Source organism: Phycicoccus endophyticus (genome assembly GCF_011326735.1).
Lineage (GTDB): Bacteria > Actinomycetota > Actinomycetes > Actinomycetales > Dermatophilaceae > Phycicoccus > Phycicoccus endophyticus.
Window position 1 is genome coordinate 162,855 of the sequence record NZ_JAANCN010000004.1, and the last position, 18,732, is coordinate 181,586.

Consider the following 18,732-nt stretch of genomic DNA (forward strand, 5'->3'; position numbering starts at 1 on the left):
CTCAGGCGGGGTTCTTCCCGGCCATGGACATCGCGGCGGGCAGGCCGATCGGCCGGCCGGGCAGCAGGGCGTTCCAGTACACGTGCCGGAAGGCGAGCTTGCCGAGGTGGTTGGCGCGGGACTCCCCGAGGAGGGTCATCGGGCCGACCTTCGGCAGCGGGAAGGTGCCGGTCAGGGGCTCGGTGTCGTAGTTGAAGTCCAGCAGCAGAGCCTTGCCGTGGCCGGACTCCACGAAGCAGTTGGCGTGGCCGTCGAAGCGGTGGGTCATCGGCCGGCCGGCGACGTGCTCGAGGAAGTTCTCGACGAAGACCTCGACCGAGAAGTGCGCGACCGAGCCGGCCTTGCTCGTCGGGATGTTGCTCGCGTCCCCGAGGGCGAAGATGTCGTCGTGGCCGGTGGCGATCAGGGTGTGCCGGTCGACGGGCACGTAGTTGAGCTCGTCGCCGAGCCCCGAGGCCGCGACGAAGTCCGCCCCCATGTTGAGCGGGATGGTCACGAGCTGGTCGTAGGCGACCTCGCGCTCGTCGAAGGAGACGAGGACCTTGCGGTCCTGGTCGATCCGCTCGACCATGAAGTCGGGCTCGACGAGCACCCCCTTCTCCTCGAGCAGCCCGCCGAGGGCGCGGCTGGCGACCGGCTTGGTGAAGGCGCCGTCGAGCGGAGTGACGAAGACCAGCTCGGTCGTCTCTCGCAGGCCGCGGCGGCGCAGCCAGTCGTCGGCGAGGAAGGTGAACTCCAGCGGTGCGACGGGGCACTTGATCGGCATCTCGGTGATGTGCACGACGAGCCGGCCGCCGGTGAAGGTGTCGAGCTGGTCGTGGAGCGCGAGCGCGCCGTCGTAGGTGTAGAACTCACCGACCTCGCGGTGCCACTGCGGCCCGAGCGTGCCCTCGGTCTGGTCCGGGCGTGGGGTCGTGCCGGTGGCGATGACGAGCTGGTCGTACCCGAGGGTCGGGCCACCGGCGAGGTGGACCTCGTGGGCCTCGGCGTCGACGCGCTCGATCTCGCCCATGACGACCTCGACGCCCCGTCCGATGAAGGGCCGCTTGGTCTTGCGGATCTGCTCGGGGGCGTTGATGCCGAAGGGGATGAAGAGGTACCCGGGCTGGTAGTCGTGGACGTCGTCCTTGTCGACCACGGTGATCGACCACTGGTCGTGGGGCAGCCGCCGCCGCAGCTTGTTGACGACCATGGTCCCGGCCGTCCCGGCGCCGAGGACGAGCAGCTTCTTCGGTGTGCTGGACATACCCAATTACTACACCGTGTAGTACTTTTTTGCTACCCCTAGGGGTATTTCATCCTGTGATCTCGGGAACACCGCCGCTGTACCCCCCACCAGCGCGTCTGCGAGGATCGAGGCCATGAGCTCCTCGCGCGCCGGACAGCCCGCCGAACCCCGCGACCTCGTCGACGTCGCGGCCCTGGTCACCGCGTACTACACCCGCGAGCCGGACCCCGAGAACGTCGAGGAACAGGTCGCCTTCGGCACCTCGGGCCACCGGGGGTCGAGCCTGCGCACGTCCTTCAACGAGGCCCACATCCTCGCCACGACCCAGGCGATCTGCGACCACCGCCGCGAGCAGGGCTACGACGGGCCGCTGTTCCTCGGGCGCGACACCCACGGGCTGTCCGAGCCCGCGTGGTCCAGCGCCCTCGAGGTGCTCGTGGCCAACGAGGTGACCACGCTGGTCGACGCCGGCGACCGGTACACCCCGACCCCGGCGGTCTCGCACGCCATCCTCACGGCGAACCGCGGCCGGGTCACCGGGGTTGCCGACATGCCGGCAGGCGGCGGGCTCGCGGACGGGATCGTCGTCACCCCGTCGCACAACCCGCCCACCGACGGTGGCTTCAAGTACAACCCGCCGCACGGCGGCCCGGCGGACTCCGACGCCACCACGGCGATCGCCGAGCGGGCCAACGCCTACATCCGCGCCGGTCTCGAGGGGGTCCGCCGGGTCCCGTTCGCGCGGGCGCGGGCCGCCGTCGAGGGCTACGACTTCCTCGGCCGCTACGTCGAGGACCTCCCGAACGTCCTCGACCTCGCCGCCGTCCGCGAGGCCGGGGTCCGTATCGGCGCCGACCCTCTCGGGGGCGCGGCCGTCGACTACTGGGGCGCCATCGCCGAGCGGCACGGCCTCGACCTGACCGTCGTCAACCCGCTCGTCGACCCGACGTGGCGGTTCATGACGCTCGACTGGGACGGCAAGATCCGGATGGACTGCTCCTCGCCCTCGGCGATGGCCTCCCTCATCGAGCGCCGCGACGAGTACGACATCGCGACCGGGAACGACGCCGACAGCGACCGGCACGGGATCGTCACCCCCGACGCCGGGCTGATGAACCCCAACCACTACCTCGCCGTGGCGATCCAGTACCTCTACGGCGGCGCCCGCCCGGGGTGGCGGCCAGACGGGTTCGTCGGCAAGACGCTCGTGTCGAGCTCGATGATCGACAAGGTGGCCGCCGACCTCGGGCGCCGGCTGGTCGAGGTACCCGTCGGGTTCAAGTGGTTCGTCCCCGGGCTGCTCGACGGCTCCGGCCCGTTCGGGGGCGAGGAGTCGGCGGGGGCGTCGTTCCTGCGCACCGACGGCTCGGTGTGGACGACCGACAAGGACGGCATCCTGCTGGCGCTGCTCGCCTCGGAGATCCTCGCCCGGACCGGCAAGACGCCCTCACAGCTCTACGACGAGCTCACCGCCAAGCACGGGGAGCCGGCCTACGCCCGGGTCGACGCCCCGGCCGACCGCGAGGCCAAGGCCAAGCTGGCCCGGCTGTCCCCGCAGGACGTGACGGCCGAGTCGCTCGCCGGCGAGCCGATCACCGCCAAGCTCACCGAGGCCCCGGGCAACCACGCCCCGATCGGGGGCCTGAAGGTGGTCACCGACTCGGCGTGGTTCGCCGCCCGGCCCTCGGGCACCGAGGACGTGTACAAGATCTACGCCGAGTCCTTCCGCGGCGCCGACCACCTCGCCCAGGTCCAGGCCGAGGCGAAGGACGTCGTCTCCGCGGCGCTCGGCTCCTGATCCTCCCCGGCGTCGCACGACCGCACGCCCGAAGCCCCTGCCCCGCGGCCTGCGCGTACGCGCTTCCCCGATCTCGACGCTCGCGTCACCGGCTCGTCCGGGTCAGGCGGATCCCGGCAGGGTGGCCGCACCCACGTACCCTGCAGCGCACCCGAGGCACAGAGCGGCCGGCCCGAGGGTCGCCACCCCGCCGAGGGCCGCGGTGAGCGGGGCCAGAGGGGTGACGTACTCGACCGCCACCCCGAGCAGGCCCACGGCGAGGACGCCCGCCCACGTCTGACGGGCGCCGGCACCGGCCGCCACGAACGCCCGGACTCGAGGACGAGCAGCCAGGCGAGCAGGACCCCCGGCGCTCCCGCGCCGACGACGCCCGCACCGATGACGACGGTGAGCACGAGGACGACGCCCGCGCGGGCCAGCCGGCCCGTGATGGCGCGCACGGACGCCCGCTCGAGCGCGCCGCACGGCGGCTCCAGGACGAGCGTCGCCGCGCCGAGCTGGAGGATCGCGACGGGCCAGACGAGGGGGACGGGCTGCCTCGGAGCCGCGAACTGGTAGGCACCCGCCGCGACCACGAGGACACCGCAGAGGGCGACGACGGCGGTGACGGCCGGGACGAGGTGGGCGCGGACCCACGCGGTGATCACGAGAGGTCGCCAGTCATGACCCGACACGAGAGGACCACGGAGAACGCGTCGGCAACCTCGTCCGGAACCGGCTGCGCCGGGACACGGTCCTCGAGGACACCGGTGAGCCACGGTCGGACCACGTCCTGGGCGTCGAGGAGCGCGACGGCGCCCGTCGCGTCGAACAGATCCGCGCACTGGTGAGGTCTGAGCAGCGCCGCAACGACCTGGGACGTGGCGGCGCGGTCGTCCGGGATCTGCGACGGGTCGAAGTCCAGGGGTGCCGCCCCGTCCAGCTGCGAATAGTGGTCCAAGCGGGTGACGCGGAAGGCGGTCGGGGCCACGAACGGCGTCCCACGTAGCCGCTCGTAGGCGCGCGCGAAGGTCGGCTGGGCCATCGCGAGCAAGGGGAGCCGCGACTGCGGACCACACAGCCGGGGGTTGCTCCCGACGCAGCCGGTGGCCTCGGTCGAGACGCGGTAGACCTGGTCCTGCCACGGCCAGGCCGCGGGTGCCACCGTTGCCAGCACCAGCGCCAGCGCCAGGACGGACCCGACGACGCGGGGCGGATCGCCTGCGGAGAGGCGGGTCACGGCAAGAGCGCACCCGAGCACGATGAGGCCGGCGGCGACCACGGTCACGGCGGCCTGGGCGGGTGGACGCTCGAGCCCGGTGAGGGTGCCGTAGGTGGTCACGGCCTCGAACGGTCCGCGCCCCCACGGGCTCGCGACGACTGCCGTCAGGAGAACCAGGACAGCGGCGACGAGCGGCGACACGAGGCTGCGCACGAGATGGCCGACGACACCACCGAGCGCCGCGGCCGCTACGACCGGAACGACGGTCTCGGGCACGACCCAGACATCGGTCGGCCCGATGCCTCCCGAAGCCGCCACCGCGACGAGGACACCCGTCCATACGAGCACGTAGGCCACGCCGGCCGCCCCCGCGAGCGCCGCGGCGGGGGCGAGATGCACCCACGGTGCGCGTGTTCCGGCACGGGCTGCCGCCGCGAGGGAGGGGTGGTAGCGCCGGGCCGTGACGAAGGCCGCGCCCGCGGCGACGAGCGGGGAGACGAGAACCACGGTGGACGACGTCAGCCGCAGGCCCCAGTCCGCCTCGAGGAACCAGTCGGACCGGCTCGCCACCGTGCTCGCCACCGCTGCGAGGACGACGAGCGCGACTGGAGGCGCCACGCCCCGTCGGACCCACCACCAGACGGCGGTCACCGACCGACCTCGCTCCCGATGACCCGGAAGAAGCCAGACTCGACGGGGCTCCGCCTGGCGCCCGCGTCCCCCAACGCCGCGAGGTCACCGACCGGCCCCCAGAAGCGGAGCGTCCCCTCGTGGAGCACGATGACGTCGGTGGCCAAGTCCTCGACGTCCTCCACGACGTGACTGCTGAGCAGGACCGAGACCCCGGTCACCGAGAGGCCGCGCACGAGCTCGACCATAGCGTGCCGCTGCGCGGGGTCGAGACCGGTGGTCGGCTCGTCGAGGAGCAGCACCCGTGGTCTCGGGGCCAGGGCCTGGGCGAAGGCCACCCGGCGCGCCATTCCTCCGGAGAGCCGGGACATCCGGGTGCGCATCCGAGGGCCGAGACCGACCTCCTCCAGCACCTCGCGCGCCCGGGTCCGTGCCGCACGACGCGGGACGCCCTTGAGCCAGGCGAGGTAGGTGACGACCTCCTCCGCGGTCATGCCGGGTGGGAACGCCGTCGTCTGAGGCATGAGCGCGACCGCCCGCAACGCCTCCTTCCGGGTCGACCGTGACCAGAGATCCATCCCGTCGACGAGAACGCGTCCGGCCGACGGGCGCAGGACCCCTCCCGCCGCGGACAACATCGTCGACTTCCCGGCACCGTTGACTCCGAGGAGTGCCGTGGTGCCGGGAGCCAACGTCGCTGTCACGCCCTCGAGAGCCTGTGTGTCTCGGTAGCGATGACCGACCTCGGCCAACTCCAGGGTCACGGACGAGGTCCGATCAGGAGCGTCGCCCCGCACCGACAGCCGCCCCTTTGAGAATGCGCTTCGTCATCGTGCTTCCTCACCATCCGGGCGATGAAGGTCGGCCCCCCTGCCGCAGGCTGCGGCGAGATGAATGTAACGCCGCCTGCCGTCCACCGCTCGTCGAGACGATCCGGGCTGCTCGACGGACCTGACAGCGCGGTGATGCGTGCGCGTCAGCAGTGAGCGACGAGGTTCGTGGACGGTGACGCTGGGCGAACTCCTGCGACGCCACCCACACGGCGACCGGAACGCTCAGAACAGGGCGCTCATCAGCGCGGTGCGCCCCTTGCGCACGCGCTCGTCCTGGTTGCCGACGACGCCGAACAGCTCGAGCAGGTGCGTGCGCACCCGGTCGCGCTCCTCGCCCTCGGTGCTGCGCACGAGGTCGAGCAGCCGGGTGAAGGCGTCCTCGACGTGGCCCCCGAGCACGTCGAGGTCGGCGACGAGGGTCGCGGCGTCGAGGTCGGTGGGGTCGGCCGCGGCGCGGGCGCGGGCCTGCGCGAGGTCGACGCCCTCGGTGCGCTCCATGAGGCGGACCTGGGCGAGGCCGAGGCGGGCGTCCTCGTCCTGGGGGTTGTCGGCTAGCGCCCGCTCGTAGGCGCTGGCCGCGCCGGCCAGGTCACCCCGCTCGATCGCGTCGTACGCCTCCTGGTGCAGCGGGGAGAGCTGGTCCTCCTCGCCCTCCTGCCCGGGCACCGGGCCGAGGTCGACCCGGCCGGTGATGCCGTTCTGCACCGCGGCCTGGAGCAGCTGGTCGAGTGCCTCGGCGACCTGCGACTCGTCGGCCAGGCCGGGGAACAGGGGCACCGGCTGGCCCTGGAGCAGCCCGAAGGTCGCCGGCACGGTGGGCTGGCCGAAGGCCTGGGTGAGCAGCGGCTGGAATGCCTGGAGGAGCTCCTGGTGGCCGGTGAGGTCGGCGGTGAGGACGAGTACCCGGCCCTCGTGGCGCGCCGCGACCCTGGCCACGGTGTCGACGAGCTGGCGGGTCTGCGGGTGACCCGAGGACCACAGGACGAGGACGCCGGCGACCTGGACGGTGCGGGTGAGGGCCTGCTGGAGGGTCGCCGGGGTGACCTCGACGACGAGACCCTCCGGGACCGCGACGGGCGCGGGCGCGGGCTGGCCGGGAACGGCGCCTGCGGGCATGCCGCCGCCGGAGGTGGCGGCGCCGGGGGTGGTCATCGCCGCGACCCCGGACAGGTCGACGGCGCCGCGGGTCCCCGCGGGCTCGGCAGCGCCGGCGGCGGAGGGGCCGGCGGGGTCGGGAGGTGTCTGCGTCATGCCGCCATTGTCCCGCAGAGCGGGTGCTGGTGTCGGCCCGGGGTCAGCTGCCCGAGCCGCCCGAGAGCAGCTCGCTCGCGCCGACGGCCTCGACCTTGCCCGTCGTGGGGACGACGAGCACGACCGGCTCGAGGCTCGTCAGCCGGACCGAGCTCTCGACGGTCTTGGTCCCGACGAGCGCCGCGTACCGCTTGGGCAGGGTGAGCTCCTGGGTGTCGCTGCCGGCGGTGATGGTGTCGGTGCGCCGGAGCAGCCCGAAGGCGACGACGCCGCCGTCGGCCAGCCGGAAGGCGAGCGCGTGGTCGAGGTCGGGCACGTGCTTCTGGCGGAGGGTCGCGAGCTTGCCGAGGGCCTTTGCCTGGGCGGTGGCCGACTCCCGCAGCGCCGTGGCGAACGGGTCGTCGGCCACGACGCCGGCCGGTGTCTTCTTCGGCGCCGGGCGGGCGAGGGCGCGGGCGTAGGCGGCGAACGCCTTGCCGGGCGACATCACGAGCCCCTTCCCGGCGCCGACCTCGACCAGCGGCGCGCCGGCACCCGCCTCGCCGAGGCTCGGGACCTCCGCGCCGCCGAGCATCGGCACCGAGGCCTCGATCCGGTAGGGCTTGGCGGCGGCGCGCGACACCATGACGTGGAGGTACTGCGTCGAGGTCGACTTCTCCAGGGTCGTGGCGAGGATCGCCCGCGGCCAGGAGCGACCCTGCGACTGCGCGAGGACGGTCGGCTCGGGCCCACGGGCGAGGTCCTCGGTCGCGTCGTCGGCCAGGCCGCGCGCCGCGGCCGTGTCGGCCACGGTCAGCGCGTCACCCGCGAGCACCTCGGCACGGGCCGCGTGGCCCTTCTTCCCCGTGGCGGTGGCCGCCGCCTGCGCGGCACCGAGCAGCCGGCTCGCGACGGCGGTCGCGCCCTCGGCGTCCAGCGGGGCGGCGGCCGTCCGCTCGGTCGGCGCCGCGTGTCGCCCCACGAGCGCATCGGTGGCGCCGCAGCCCGCGGCACCCAGGGCAAGCCCGGTGGCCGCGGCGAGGACGGCGAGGCGGCGGGTCGGGCGGGTCATCGGGCGGACTCCTTCCCGGTGAGGTGACGAGCGGGCGCGGACGCCTCCGGCTCGGTGTGTGGCGGGCCGGGTGTGCCGTCCGGCGTCCTCGTCCGCCGGCGTGGCCAGAGCGCGATGACCCCGGCGGCGAGGAGGAAGAGGCCGACGAGCACGGCCACGACCGCCTCGACGAACCACCGCTTGTCGACGAAGGTCAGGGTCAGGGACTCCACCGAGCCCGTCGTCGCCGTGACGACGAGGGTCTCCGGCGCGTCGGCCTGCTCGACGGTGAGCGCCACCGGCTCCGTCCCGTCGTCCTGCACGCGCCACAGGTCGGCCGCGCGCAGGGCGGGGGACGTCCCGCTCCCGAGGACCCGGGTGGTCAGCGCGCCGTCACGCACGTCGACGCCGGTGACGTCGACGTGCCGCGCGTCGCCGAGCACCGCCTCGGCGTCCGAGGGGTTGGCGAGCGCCACCCACACCGTGCCGCCGTCAGAGGGCGTGGCCGTGACGGTCACGTCGACGTCGACCCGGTTGAGCACGTCCGGGCTCACGGTCACCGGGACGCCGGCCGCCGGCCGGGTGGTGAACTCCGCCGTCCCGGTGCCCCCGAGCCGGGCCGCGAACCAGCCGCCGAGCACGACGAGGGCGATACCCACGACGGCGACGACGGCACCGAGGACACGGATGACGATCCTGAGCATGACGGTGGGGGCTTCCTTCGGTCCGGAGCACCGGAGCGGGGCTCGCGGCGCACGAGGCGTACCGTCCACCATGGCAAACGGGGCGCATCCGCGCCAAATCCGCCGCCTCAGGGCGTGAAGTCACCCGCTCCCGCCCGCACCGAGCGCAGCAGCCCGAAGAGCAGGTCGTGCTCGCGCTCCTCGAGCACCGCCAGCCCGAAGTCGGCCTCCTCGAGATCGGCGGTCACCGCCTCCATGGCGGCGCGCCCGGCATCGGTGATGACGGCGAACGCGCTGCGCCGGTCCGCCGGGTTCGGCACCCGCTCGACGAACCCCTGCGCGACGAGCCGCTGGACGATGTTCGTCGCGCTCGTCGGGTGCACCATGAGCCGCTCCCCGATCGTCGACATCGCCAGCCGCCCCTCACGGCTGAAGGCGAGCAGGACGAGCGCCTCGTAGCGCGCGAACGTCAGCCCGTGCCGGCCGGCGAGCGCGTCGAAGCGGTGCAGGAGCAGCTGCTGGACCCGCATGACCGACGTCGCGGTCGCCATCGAGGCCGCGTGCGAGCCCTCGCCCCAGCGGGCGACCCAGAGCTCGCGGGCCCGGGCAATGGGGTCGAACGGCAGGCGGAGGGGCTCGCTCACCTGCAGCACGCTAGCGCCTGCCACCAGCGTGGCTGTTTGTGCCCGGTGCCCACCTGTCCCTAGCGTTGCCCCCGTGACTGGCTCCAGACCCGTGGCCTGGGACGCGCAGGGTGCAGTCCTGTTCGACCTCGACGGCGTGCTCACCCCCACCGCCGAGGTCCACATGGCGGCCTGGGCGCGCATGTTCGGCGACCTGTTCGCCGGGCTCGACACCACGCGCCCCGACCTCCGCGGCGCCGACACCTCTGCGTACACCGACGCCGACTACTTCGCGCACGTCGACGGCAAGCCCCGCTACCAGGGGGTCGCCGACCTGCTCGCCGCACGCGGCATCCGGCTGCCGCAGGGCAGCCCCGAGGACCCGCCGGAGGCCCTGACCGTCTGCGGTCTCGGCAACCGCAAGAACGTCGCGTTCACGGCCATCCTCGAGCGCGAGGGGGTCCGCCCCTACCCCGGGTCCGTGGCGCTGCTCGACCACCTGCGCGGCCTCGGCGTGCCCGTCGCGGTGGTCTCCTCCTCGGCGAACGCACCCGCCGTGCTCGCCGCCGCCGGCCTCGCCGAGCGTTTCGACACGGTCGTCGACGGCCGGGTCGCGGCCGACCTCGGGCTGGCGGGCAAGCCGCAGCCGGACACCTTCCTCCACGCGGCCACCGCGTGCGGCTGCGCACCGGAGCGGGCGGTCGTCGTCGAGGACGCCGTCTCCGGCGTGCGGGCCGGTGCCGCCGGCGGCTTCGGTCTCGTCGTCGGCGTGGACCGAGGCGCCGGGGCAGACGCCCTGCGGGCCGCCGGGGCCGACCTCGTCGTCGCCGACCTCGGGGAGCTCGCGTGAGGACCGCGCCGGTCGGCCCGGACCCGCTCGACCGCACGCGCTTCCCCACCGACCCGTGGCGCCTCGTCGAGACCGTCCCCGACGACCGCGACCTCGGCGTCACCGAGACCCTCTTCACCGTCGCCAACGGCTACATCGGCATGCGGGACAACCCCGAGGAGGGCCGCGAGGTCCACGAGCACGGCAGCTTCGTCAACGGCTTCCACGAGACCTGGCCGATCCGGCACGCGGAGGCCGCGTACGGGTTCGCGCGCACGGGCCAGACGATGGTCAACGTCCCGGACGCCAAGCTGATGAAGGTCTACGTCGACGACGAGCCCCTCGTCATCGGGCTCTCCGACCTCGAGCACTACGAGCGCGAGCTCGACCTGCGCGCCGGCGTCCGGCGACGCTCCCTCGTGTGGCGGACACCCTCGGGCAAGCGCGTGCGGGTCGACTCCAGCCGGATGGTCTCGATGGCCGAGCGCCACCTCGCCGTCCTCGCGATCGAGGTGACGATGCTCGACGGCGACGCGCCCGTCGTCATCTCCTCCCAGCTGCTCAACCGCCAGGACGGCGAGGACGAGTACCACGAGCCGGCCCAGAGCAAGGTCGCGACGGTCGACCCGCGCAAGGCCGGCAGCTTCGACGGCCGGGTGCTCATGCCCCGGCTGCACTCCGCGCGCGAGCAGCGGCTGGCCCTCGGCTACCAGTGCGCGCACTCGGGGATGACGGTCACGGCGATGGCCGACCACCGGGTGGACATCGCCGACCCCTACGAGGTGATCACCCGGGCCGAGGACGACCTCGCCAAGGCGGTCTTCCGGGTCGAGGCCCGCCGAGGCCACCCCGTCCGGGTCGAGAAGCTCGTCGCCTACCACACCTCACGCAGCCTCCCGGTGCGCGAGCTCGCCGACCGGTGCGAGCGCACCCTCGACCGGGCCGGGCGGCACGGCCTCGCCGAGCACCATGCCCGCCAGCGGGAGTGGTTCGACGCGTTCTGGGCCGCCAGCGACGTCGAGGTCGACACCGGCGACGACCACAGCGACGCCGTCCAGCAGGCCGTGCGCTTCAACCTCTTCTCACTGGCCCAGGCGGCGGCCCGGGCGGACCGCCAGGGCATCCCGGCCAAGGGAGTCTCCGGGTCGGGCTACGAGGGGCACTACTTCTGGGACAGCGAGATCTACGTCGCACCCTTCCTCACCTACACGCTGCCGAGCGCGGCCCGCAACCTCCTGCAGTCGCGCAGCCTCATGCTGCCGGCCGCGCAGGACCGGGCCCGGGAGATGTCCCAGCGGGGGGCCCTCTTCCCGTGGCGCACCATCAACGGCGAGGAGGCCTCCGCCTACTACGCCGCAGGCACCGCCCAGGTGCACATCGACGCCGACATCGCCCACGCGCTCGCCGTCTACCACGCCGCGACCGACGACACCGACTTCCTCGTCCGTCACGGCCTGCCGATCCTGATCGAGACCGCCCGGCTGTACGCCGACCTCGGGTTCTGGCGCAGCAACGGCACGCCGAGCTTCCACATCCACGGTGTGACCGGCCCGGACGAGTACACGACCGTCGTCAACAACAACCTGTTCACCAACGTCATGGCCCGCTTCAACCTCGAGCAGGCCGCACTCGGCGTGGAGCGGGTGCGCCGGGAGCACCCGCAGGAGTGGGCCCGCCTCGCCCGCCGGCTCGAGATCACCGACGACGAGGTGAGCGAGTGGCGCGCGTGCGCCGCCGGCATGCACATCCCCTTCGACGAGGGGCTGGAGATCCACCCGCAGGACGACTTCTTCCTCGACCGCGAGGTGTGGGACCTCAGCCGCACCCCCGCCTCGCTGCGGCCGCTGCTCCTGCACTACCACCCGCTGGTCATCTACCGTTTCCAGGTGCTCAAGCAGGCCGACGTCGTCCTGGCCCTCTACCTCCAGGGCGACCGGTTCACCGCCGAGCAGAAGCGCAAGGACTTCGAGTACTACGACCCGATCACGACCGGTGACTCGACGCTCTCGGCGGTCGTGCAGTCGGTCGTCGCCGCCGAGGTCGGCTACCACGAGCAGGCCCTGCGCTACTTCCACGAGGCGCTCTACGTCGACCTGGCCAACCTCCACGACAACACCGTCGACGGCCTCCACGTCGCGTCCGCCGGCGGGGTGTGGGCGGCGCTCGTCGGCGGGTTCGGCGGGATGCGCGACCACGGCGGGACGCTGCAGCTCGACCCGCGCCTGCCCGAGGACTGGGGCTCGCTGACCTTCCGGCTCACCTGGCGCGGGACGCGCGTGCGCTTCCACCTCACCGAAGCCGAGCTCGCGATGGAGGTCGAGGACGGCGTGGGCGAGGTGCCCGTCACGGTGCGCGGCGAGGAGCTCGTCCTGACCCCGGGCGCGCCGGTCGCCGTCCCGCTGCCGGACCAGGGGGCCCGCCTGGACGGGCTGCTCGGCAAGCGCCCGCAGACCGGGGGCACCCGTGCGGACGGCAGCCGGATCACCGCCGGTGTCCCCGACCCGATGCCCGCCGAGGAGCTCGAGCAGCCCGACCACCTCGTGCTGGACTCCCGCAGCTGAGCGCCGTTCTCAGCCGCGGACCGCGTCGACGAGCCGGTCGGCCGCCGACCAGCTGTCGGTCCGCCCGTCGACGACCTCGGCCGCGAGGGCCCCGAGCCGGTCCCGCCCGCCGACGTCGCCGACCCGGGAGCGCAGCGCCTCGAGGGCGAGCGCCTCGACCTCGTGGGCGGCCCGGCGCAACCGGCGCTCGCGCAGTCCCGCCTGGCCGAGGTGGCGGCGGTGGGCCTCGACGGCCTCGAGGAGGTCCGCAGCGCCCTCCCCGGAGGTCGCGACGGTGCGCACCACGGGAGGTCGCCACCGGCCGTCGGGGCGGTCGGCCATCTCCACGACGTGCCGCAGGTCACGGCTGGTGCGGGCGGCGCCCTCGCGGTCGGCCTTGTTGACGACGAGCACGTCGGCCACCTCGAGGATGCCCGCCTTGGCCGCCTGGATGCCGTCGCCCATGCCCGGGGCCACGAGGACGACGGTGGTGTCGGCGGTACCGGCGACCTCGACCTCGCTCTGGCCGACGCCGACGGTCTCGAGGAGGACGACGTCGCACCCGGCGGCGTCGAGGACGCGCAGCGCCTGTGGGGTGGCCCACGACAGCCCGCCGAGGTGCCCGCGCGAGGCCATCGAGCGGATGAACACCCCGGGGTCGGCGGCGTGCTCGGACATCCGGACCCGGTCCCCGAGCAGTGCGCCGCCGGAGAACGGCGAGGACGGGTCGACAGCGAGCACGCCGACCCGCTCACCGCGGGCGCGGTAGGCCGCGACGAGCGCGTTCGTCGTCGTCGACTTGCCGACGCCCGGTGCCCCGGTGAGGCCGACGACGTGGGCCCGCCCGGAGTCCGGCGCCAGCGCCGCCATCACCGCGCGCAGGGCCGGGTGGGCGTCCTCGACGAGGGAGATCAGCCGCGCGACGGCGCGCGGGCTCCCCTCCCGGGTCTCGGCGACGAGGGAGGGGACGTCGAGGTCGCGGGCGCCGGCCAGCGGGTCAGCCCCGCGCCGGGACCCGCACGACGAGGGCGTCGCCCTGGCCGCCGCCACCGCAGAGCGCCGCGGCGCCGACGCCGCCACCGCGGCGCTGGAGCTCCAGGGCCAGGTGGAGGGTGATCCGGGCACCGGACATGCCGACCGGGTGGCCCATGGCGATGGCGCCGCCGTTGACGTTGACCTTCTCGGGGTCGAGCCCGAGCTCCTTGGTCGAGGCGAGCCCGACCGCGGCGAACGCCTCGTTGATCTCGACGAGGTCGAGGTCGGTGGGCGCGAGGCCCTCGCGTGCACAGGCCTTGGCGATGGCGCGCGCCGGCTGGCTCTGCAGGGTGGAGTCCGGCCCGGCGACGACGCCGTGGGCGCCGATCTCGGCGAGCCAGGTCAGCCCGAGCTCCTCGGCCCGGGAGCGCTTCATGACGACGACCGCGGCGGCACCGTCGCTGATCTGCGAGGCCGAGCCCGCGGTGATCGTGCCGTCCCGGCGGAAGGCCGGGCGCAGCCCGGAGAGCGACTCGGCGGTCGTGTCCGGTCGGATGCCCTCGTCGGCCTTGAACTCCACGGGGTCGCCCTTGCGCTGCGGGATGGCGACGGTGACGACCTCGTCGTCGAAGAAGCCGTCCTTCCAGGCCCGGGCGGCGAGCTGGTGGCTGCGGGCGGCGAACGCGTCCTGCTCCTCACGGGTGAAGGCGAGCTCACCGTCGTTCGCGTTCTCGGTGAGCAGCCCCATCGGCTGGTCGGTGAAGGCGTCCCAGAGGCCGTCCTGGGCCATGTGGTCGTGCATCGTCACGTCGCCGTACTTGAAGCCGTCGCGGCTCTTCTCGAGCAGGTGCGGGGCGTTGGTCATCGACTCCTGGCCGCCGGCGACGACGCACTCGAACTCACCGGCACGGACCAGCTGGTCGGCCAGGGCGATGGCGTCGATCCCGGAGAGGCACACCTTGTTGACGGTCAGCGCCGGGACGGTCATCGGGATGCCGGCCTTGCTCGCGGCCTGCCGGGCGGGGATCTGGCCCTCGCCGGCCGTGAGCACCTGGCCCATGATGACGTAGTCGACCTGCTCGGGCGCCACGCCGGCCTTCTCGAGGGCCCCGGCGATGGCGAAGCCGCCGAGGTCGGAGCCGCTGAAGCCCTTGAGCGAACCGCTCATCCGGCCCATCGGGGTCCGGGCGCCGGCGACGATGACGGTGGGGTCGGTGGACATGCGGGCCTCCAAGCTCGGGTCCGGGGACCACCCGATGCTAGACCGGGCCCGGCCCCCCTGCCGACCCCTCGCGCGGTGACGCTCGCCACCGCGCGGCCCCGCCCCGCGGTCCTAGGCTGGTGCCATGACCGCGACCGACCTGTTCACCGCCATCGACCACGTCGGGATCGCCGTGCGCGACCTCGACGAGGCCATCGCCTTCTACGAGCGCACCTACGGCATGCAGCTCCTCCACGAGGAGAGCAACGCCGAGCAGGGGGTCCGCGAGGCGATGATGGGCGTCGGCGACTCCGGCTCGTGCATCCAGCTGCTCGCGCCGCTCAGCGAGGAGTCGACGATCGCGAAGTTCCTCGAGCGCAGCGGCCCCGGCATCCAGCAGCTGGCCTACCGGGTCGAAAACCTCGACGCCGTCTGCGCCACGCTGCGCGAGCGGGGCATGCGGCTGCTCTACGACGCTCCCCGGCGGGGTACGAGCGAGAGCCGAGTCAACTTCGTTCACCCCAAGGACGCCGGAGGGGTCCTCGTCGAGCTCGTCGAGCCGGCAGCGACCCACTGACCGGCTCACCCGCGCCCGCCGCGAGGAGCGGCAGGAGGGCCAGGGCGGCGTAGGCGGGCACGACGAGCCCGGAGTCGTTGACGGCGAAGCCCACGACCCCGAGCACGAGCGCGGCCCGCAGCACCGTGGCCGGGAGCGACCCGGGTGCCGGCCCGGCCCGCCAGGCGAGCAGGAGCACCACCGCGCCGAGGGTGATGGCCAGCAGCGGCGGTGACCCGAGGTTGTCGAGGTTCTGGGCCGCCTTGCGCCGGACGACGTCGCCGGCACCGCCGTCGAGGACGGTCTGGACGAACTGCCCCAGGTGCGTGCGTGACTCCGCCGGGCGCAGCCAGTCCAGGACGGCGAGGGTCACCGTCACCGAGACCACTCCCGCCGCCGCGACCGCGGCCCGGACGGGCGTGACTCGCAGCCCACCGACGCCGGCGAGCACGACGAGCCCGCCGAGGAGCAGCCCGGGGGGTCCCCCGAAGTCGGCCCCGAGGGAGGGATGGCCCTCGAGCACGACGGCGGCGAGGAGCACGGCAGCGGCCAGCCCCACGGCCACCCGTCGCCCGGGCCGGCGCCAGGCGGCGACCAGCGCCACGACGGTGAGCACGCCGACCCCGTAGAGCGCGAAGCTCGTGTTGCCCAGGCCGTAGAAGCGGCCCGCGACCGTGGGGTTCTGCCCGAAGACCGAGGCGAGCTGCAGGCGCGAGCCGGTGAGGACGTCACCGCCGAGGACCACGAGGGTGGCCAGGGCGGGCACGAGGGCGGTCCCGAGGGGGGAGCGGCGCCGGGCCGCCAGCGCGAGGCCGGTCAGGACCGCGACGGCGATCGCGAGCGCTGCGGTGAACGCGACGGCGGGGTGGGCGGCGTCCCACCAGGGCACGAGGTTGGCGGCGAACGTCGCCGTGGGCACGCAGGCCAGCGCCACACCCGCACCGGCGAGCGGTGCCGGCAGGGCACTCCCCCGGCGCCACCACCAGGCGGCCGCCCCGAGGCACCAGAGGGCGAAGCCGGCCGCCAGCCACGCGGTGACCTGGGGGCTCACGCTGCGCAGGGTGCCGGCCCGGGTCTCCAGGCCGACGAGCCGCGCCACCCGCTCGGCCCCGGTCGCGTCGTCCTCGCGTGGCTGGACCGGCCGCCCGGTGAGCCCCGAGTCGTCGACTCCGGACCAGGCGAGCAGGCTCGCCGTGAGGTCCTGGAGCTGGACGAGCCCGGGCTGCCGGGTCGACGGCGAGGTGAGCAGCCCGGTCGGGGGCCCGGAGACGAGGACCGCGCGGGGGCGCACCGGCGAGGGCCCGTCACCGACACCGGCGACGACGACGCGGGTGTCCGGGCCGGCCGAGCGCACGACCTCGCCGACGAGTGCGTCGAGCGAGCGCAGTGCCTCGGTGCGCCCCGCCGCGTCGGGCGGCAGCCGTCCGGCGTCGACGAGCAGGAGCGCACAGTCGCTCTCCTGCGGCAGCTGCGACGTGTACCGCCGGACGTGCCCGTCGGTGTCGGCCGCCGCGACCGCCGCGCCCGGTCCGACGGCCGCCACGCACCGGCCGGCGTCCTGTAGCCGCCGGCCCAGCGTGCCGGGGACCGCGTCGTAGCCCGCCGACCGGGCCGCCCGCCGGTAGGAACCCCAGCCCGGGACGCGGCCGTCGACGACCTCGCCGGGCGGGTGGCACTCGGCCGACGGGCCGCCGGCCCGGCGGCCCGCGGACAGCGTGAGCCAGCCGTCGAGCGCACACGAGCGCGAGCGCACCCCCCGGACGGTGAGCGAGGCGAGCGTGCCCTCGTCGGCGAGGGCCTGCAGCTGCGGGGTGACCTCCGGGCGCACGTCGGACCACGCCAGGCCGGCGGCGCCGACGAGCACCACCGTCGGGGGTTCCTGCTCCCCGCCCGCCCCCGGCGCCGGGGCGGCCTCGGCAGAGCCGAGGCCCACGAGGGCCACGAGCAGGGCGAGGGTGGCTGCGTGCAGCCACCGCGACCACGCGGTCATGCGCGGGTCTGCTCGTGGCGGGCGAGGACGACGAGCGCCGCCGTCCAGGCGAGCGGGGCCACCGCCGCCGGACGGCCGTCGTGGAGCACCTTCTCGGGGAAGGAGCCGGCGGGTGTGCGGTGGCGACCGAGCCAGTCGAGCAGGGGCGTGGCCCTGCTCTCGTACCCGTTGGCCGCCCAGGCGAGCGCGAACAGGGCCGTCTCCGGCGTCCAGCTGATGCCGTCCTGCTTCCACCCCGCTCCGGGCGCCAGACCGCCCGCGGGGCGGCCCATCGCCGTCTGCGCCCGGTCGACGGCCTCGATCACGGACAGCCGCGGGTGGCGGGGGCCCACCGGCGCGACGAGGAAGGTGACGGCGGCGTCGGGCAGCCCACCGACCTGGCGCGGGTAGCCCTGCGCCCCGAACTGCTCGTGCACCGGGCCGTCGAGCTGCTCGGCGGCCTCCCCCGCCTGCTCGGCGAGTGCGCTCTCCCCGACGAGCGGGAGCACCGCGGCCGCCGCCCGCAGACCGGTGAGCACGACGGCCGCGGTCCCGAGGGTGAGCCGGTCCTCGGCGAGCTCCCAGTAGTCCGAGGACGCGGGCGGCAGCCCGGTCACCGGGTCGCGGATCGTGAGGAGCAGCCGCGTGCTGCGGGTCAGCATGCCGCTCAGCGGCCCGAGCAGCTGCTCCGCACGGCCCGGGGTCGCCTCGGCCAGCTCGTGCGCGGCCCACAGGGCCCATCCGGTGCCGTCGAGCTGCATCGGGCGGTCGTCCGGCGCCCTCCCGGTCCGGGTGTCGTAGCGCGCCTCGAACCACCCGTCCGAGGCCTGCACCCGCTGCAGCCACGCCAGCTGGACCCCGGCCTCCTGCGGGCGACCGAGGCGGGCCAGGGCGGAGACGACGAAGGCGACGTCCCGGGGCCAGGCGTAGCGCCAGCGCGAGGACCATCCCGCCACGCCGACGGGCAGGCCCACGGTGAGGACCCGCAGGTCGAGCAGGGCCGAGTGCAGCAGCGCGTCCCCGTCCGCGAGCCGTTGCGTCGCCCAGCCCGCGCAGCCGCGGACCCAGGCCTCCTCCTCGTCGACGAGCCGGGCCCGGCGACGGGCACTCGCCAGCACCCTCGTCCCGGGCACCAGCAGGTCCGCGCGCCCGGCGGGCACGAGCTCGCGCACGCCGGGGGCGGCGAGCGCGACCGTGTCGCTGTAGAGCGGGACGACGGCGTGCCGGGCCCGCGCGAGCGCGGCACCCCCGGCGAGGCCCCCACCGAGGGCCAGCGAGACACCACCGAGGACGATCCCTCGGCGGGTCACCGGCGCATGCTTCACGACAGGCACGCTATCCCGCGCCCCGCCACGCGCCCACCGACCGCCGTGAGCAGGGTCACG

At 74.5% G+C, this 18,732-nt stretch carries 16 protein-coding genes; 4 read left to right on the forward strand and 12 right to left on the reverse strand.

Features of this window, described 5'->3' with window-relative positions:
- Position 1: 1 nt before the first annotated feature.
- Positions 2–1,246 carry a type III sulfide quinone reductase, selenoprotein subtype gene (gene sqr / locus G8D98_RS06675; protein ID WP_166100761.1) on the reverse strand — a complete coding sequence of 415 codons (1,245 nt, stop codon included), beginning with the start codon at positions 1,244–1,246 and terminating at the stop codon, positions 2–4.
- A 115-nt stretch (positions 1,247–1,361) separates the two neighbouring features.
- Between sqr and pgm the strand changes: the two genes are divergently transcribed.
- The gene (pgm, locus tag G8D98_RS06680) at positions 1,362–3,026 is read left to right on the forward strand and encodes a phosphoglucomutase (alpha-D-glucose-1,6-bisphosphate-dependent) (RefSeq protein WP_166100763.1); all 1,665 of its coding nucleotides are present in this window, start codon (positions 1,362–1,364) and stop codon (positions 3,024–3,026) included.
- Positions 3,027–3,128: 102 nt separating this feature from the next.
- Here pgm and G8D98_RS06685 read toward each other — a convergent pair whose 3' ends face one another.
- From G8D98_RS06685 to G8D98_RS06715, 7 genes are all read right to left on the reverse strand, one after another.
- Entirely contained in the window at positions 3,129–3,329 is a 201-nt protein-coding gene (locus tag G8D98_RS06685) for a hypothetical protein (RefSeq protein ID WP_166100766.1), read from the reverse strand.
- Between the two features lie 340 nt (positions 3,330–3,669).
- Positions 3,670–4,845, reverse strand: coding sequence for a hypothetical protein (locus G8D98_RS06690; RefSeq protein ID WP_166100769.1), 1,176 nt, complete (start codon positions 4,843–4,845; stop codon positions 3,670–3,672).
- 29 nt (positions 4,846–4,874) lie between these two features.
- A complete protein-coding gene (locus G8D98_RS06695; protein WP_338088745.1) occupies positions 4,875–5,654 on the reverse strand; it encodes an ABC transporter ATP-binding protein in 780 nt (259 codons plus the stop codon).
- Between the two features lie 258 nt (positions 5,655–5,912).
- Positions 5,913–6,941, reverse strand: a complete 1,029-nt coding sequence (locus tag G8D98_RS06700) for a co-chaperone YbbN (RefSeq protein ID WP_229661925.1) — start codon at positions 6,939–6,941, stop codon at positions 5,913–5,915.
- A gap of 43 nt (positions 6,942–6,984) precedes the next feature.
- Positions 6,985–7,992 carry a DUF8094 domain-containing protein gene (locus tag G8D98_RS06705; RefSeq protein ID WP_166100774.1) on the reverse strand — a complete coding sequence of 336 codons (1,008 nt, stop codon included), beginning with the start codon at positions 7,990–7,992 and terminating at the stop codon, positions 6,985–6,987.
- Entirely contained in the window at positions 7,989–8,675 is a 687-nt protein-coding gene (locus G8D98_RS06710; protein ID WP_166100777.1) for a hypothetical protein, read from the reverse strand. The genes G8D98_RS06705 and G8D98_RS06710 overlap by 4 nt, the downstream gene beginning before the upstream one ends.
- A gap of 107 nt (positions 8,676–8,782) precedes the next feature.
- Positions 8,783–9,298, reverse strand: coding sequence for a MarR family winged helix-turn-helix transcriptional regulator (locus G8D98_RS06715; RefSeq protein ID WP_166100780.1), 516 nt, complete (start codon positions 9,296–9,298; stop codon positions 8,783–8,785).
- A 73-nt stretch (positions 9,299–9,371) separates the two neighbouring features.
- Between G8D98_RS06715 and G8D98_RS06720 the strand changes: the two genes are divergently transcribed.
- Positions 9,372–10,127 carry an HAD family hydrolase gene (locus G8D98_RS06720; protein WP_223179105.1) on the forward strand — a complete coding sequence of 252 codons (756 nt, stop codon included), beginning with the start codon at positions 9,372–9,374 and terminating at the stop codon, positions 10,125–10,127.
- Positions 10,124–12,667, forward strand: a complete 2,544-nt coding sequence (locus tag G8D98_RS06725; protein WP_166100784.1) for a glycoside hydrolase family 65 protein — start codon at positions 10,124–10,126, stop codon at positions 12,665–12,667. Before G8D98_RS06720 ends, G8D98_RS06725 begins: the two co-directional genes overlap by 4 nt.
- Before the next feature lie 9 nt (positions 12,668–12,676).
- Here G8D98_RS06725 and meaB read toward each other — a convergent pair whose 3' ends face one another.
- Together meaB and G8D98_RS06735 are read right to left on the reverse strand one after the other, a co-directional pair.
- Complete coding sequence (meaB, locus tag G8D98_RS06730) at positions 12,677–13,639, reverse strand: methylmalonyl Co-A mutase-associated GTPase MeaB (protein ID WP_166100940.1); 963 nt, start codon at positions 13,637–13,639, stop codon at positions 12,677–12,679.
- Positions 13,640–13,643: 4 nt separating this feature from the next.
- Positions 13,644–14,843: an acetyl-CoA C-acetyltransferase gene (locus G8D98_RS06735; protein ID WP_166100786.1), complete on the reverse strand. Its 1,200-nt coding sequence runs from the start codon at positions 14,841–14,843 to the stop codon at positions 13,644–13,646.
- 124 nt (positions 14,844–14,967) lie between these two features.
- On the opposite strand from G8D98_RS06735, the gene mce reads away from it, so the two are divergent.
- Positions 14,968–15,399 carry a methylmalonyl-CoA epimerase gene (gene mce, locus G8D98_RS06740; RefSeq protein WP_166100789.1) on the forward strand — a complete coding sequence of 144 codons (432 nt, stop codon included), beginning with the start codon at positions 14,968–14,970 and terminating at the stop codon, positions 15,397–15,399.
- Here the strand turns inward: mce and G8D98_RS06745 are convergent.
- Both G8D98_RS06745 and G8D98_RS06750 read right to left on the reverse strand, forming a co-directional pair.
- Positions 15,329–17,368 (reverse strand): hypothetical protein, encoded by a 2,040-nt coding sequence (locus tag G8D98_RS06745; protein WP_166100792.1) that lies wholly within the window; start codon positions 17,366–17,368, stop codon positions 15,329–15,331. The two genes, mce and G8D98_RS06745, sit on opposite strands and share 71 nt — an antisense overlap.
- Complete coding sequence (locus G8D98_RS06750) at positions 17,365–18,672, reverse strand: glycoside hydrolase family 15 protein (protein WP_166100794.1); 1,308 nt, start codon at positions 18,670–18,672, stop codon at positions 17,365–17,367. The genes G8D98_RS06745 and G8D98_RS06750 overlap by 4 nt, the downstream gene beginning before the upstream one ends.
- Between the last annotated feature and the right edge of the window lie 60 nt (positions 18,673–18,732).

Bases quoted from the DNA above. Each gene is read 5' to 3' on its own strand.
- sqr (WP_166100761.1), bottom strand. From the start codon at position 1,246: ATGTCCAGCACACCGAAGAAGCTGCTCGTCCTCGGCGCCGGGACGGCC.
- pgm (WP_166100763.1), top strand. From the start codon at position 1,362: ATGAGCTCCTCGCGCGCCGGACAGCCCGCCGAACCCCGCGACCTCGTC.
- G8D98_RS06700 (WP_229661925.1), bottom strand. From the start codon at position 6,941: ATGACGCAGACACCTCCCGACCCCGCCGGCCCCTCCGCCGCCGGCGCT.
- G8D98_RS06705 (WP_166100774.1), bottom strand. From the start codon at position 7,992: ATGACCCGCCCGACCCGCCGCCTCGCCGTCCTCGCCGCGGCCACCGGG.
- G8D98_RS06710 (WP_166100777.1), bottom strand. From the start codon at position 8,675: ATGCTCAGGATCGTCATCCGTGTCCTCGGTGCCGTCGTCGCCGTCGTG.
- G8D98_RS06735 (WP_166100786.1), bottom strand. From the start codon at position 14,843: ATGTCCACCGACCCCACCGTCATCGTCGCCGGCGCCCGGACCCCGATG.
- mce (WP_166100789.1), top strand. From the start codon at position 14,968: ATGACCGCGACCGACCTGTTCACCGCCATCGACCACGTCGGGATCGCC.
- G8D98_RS06745 (WP_166100792.1), bottom strand. From the start codon at position 17,368: ATGACCGCGTGGTCGCGGTGGCTGCACGCAGCCACCCTCGCCCTGCTC.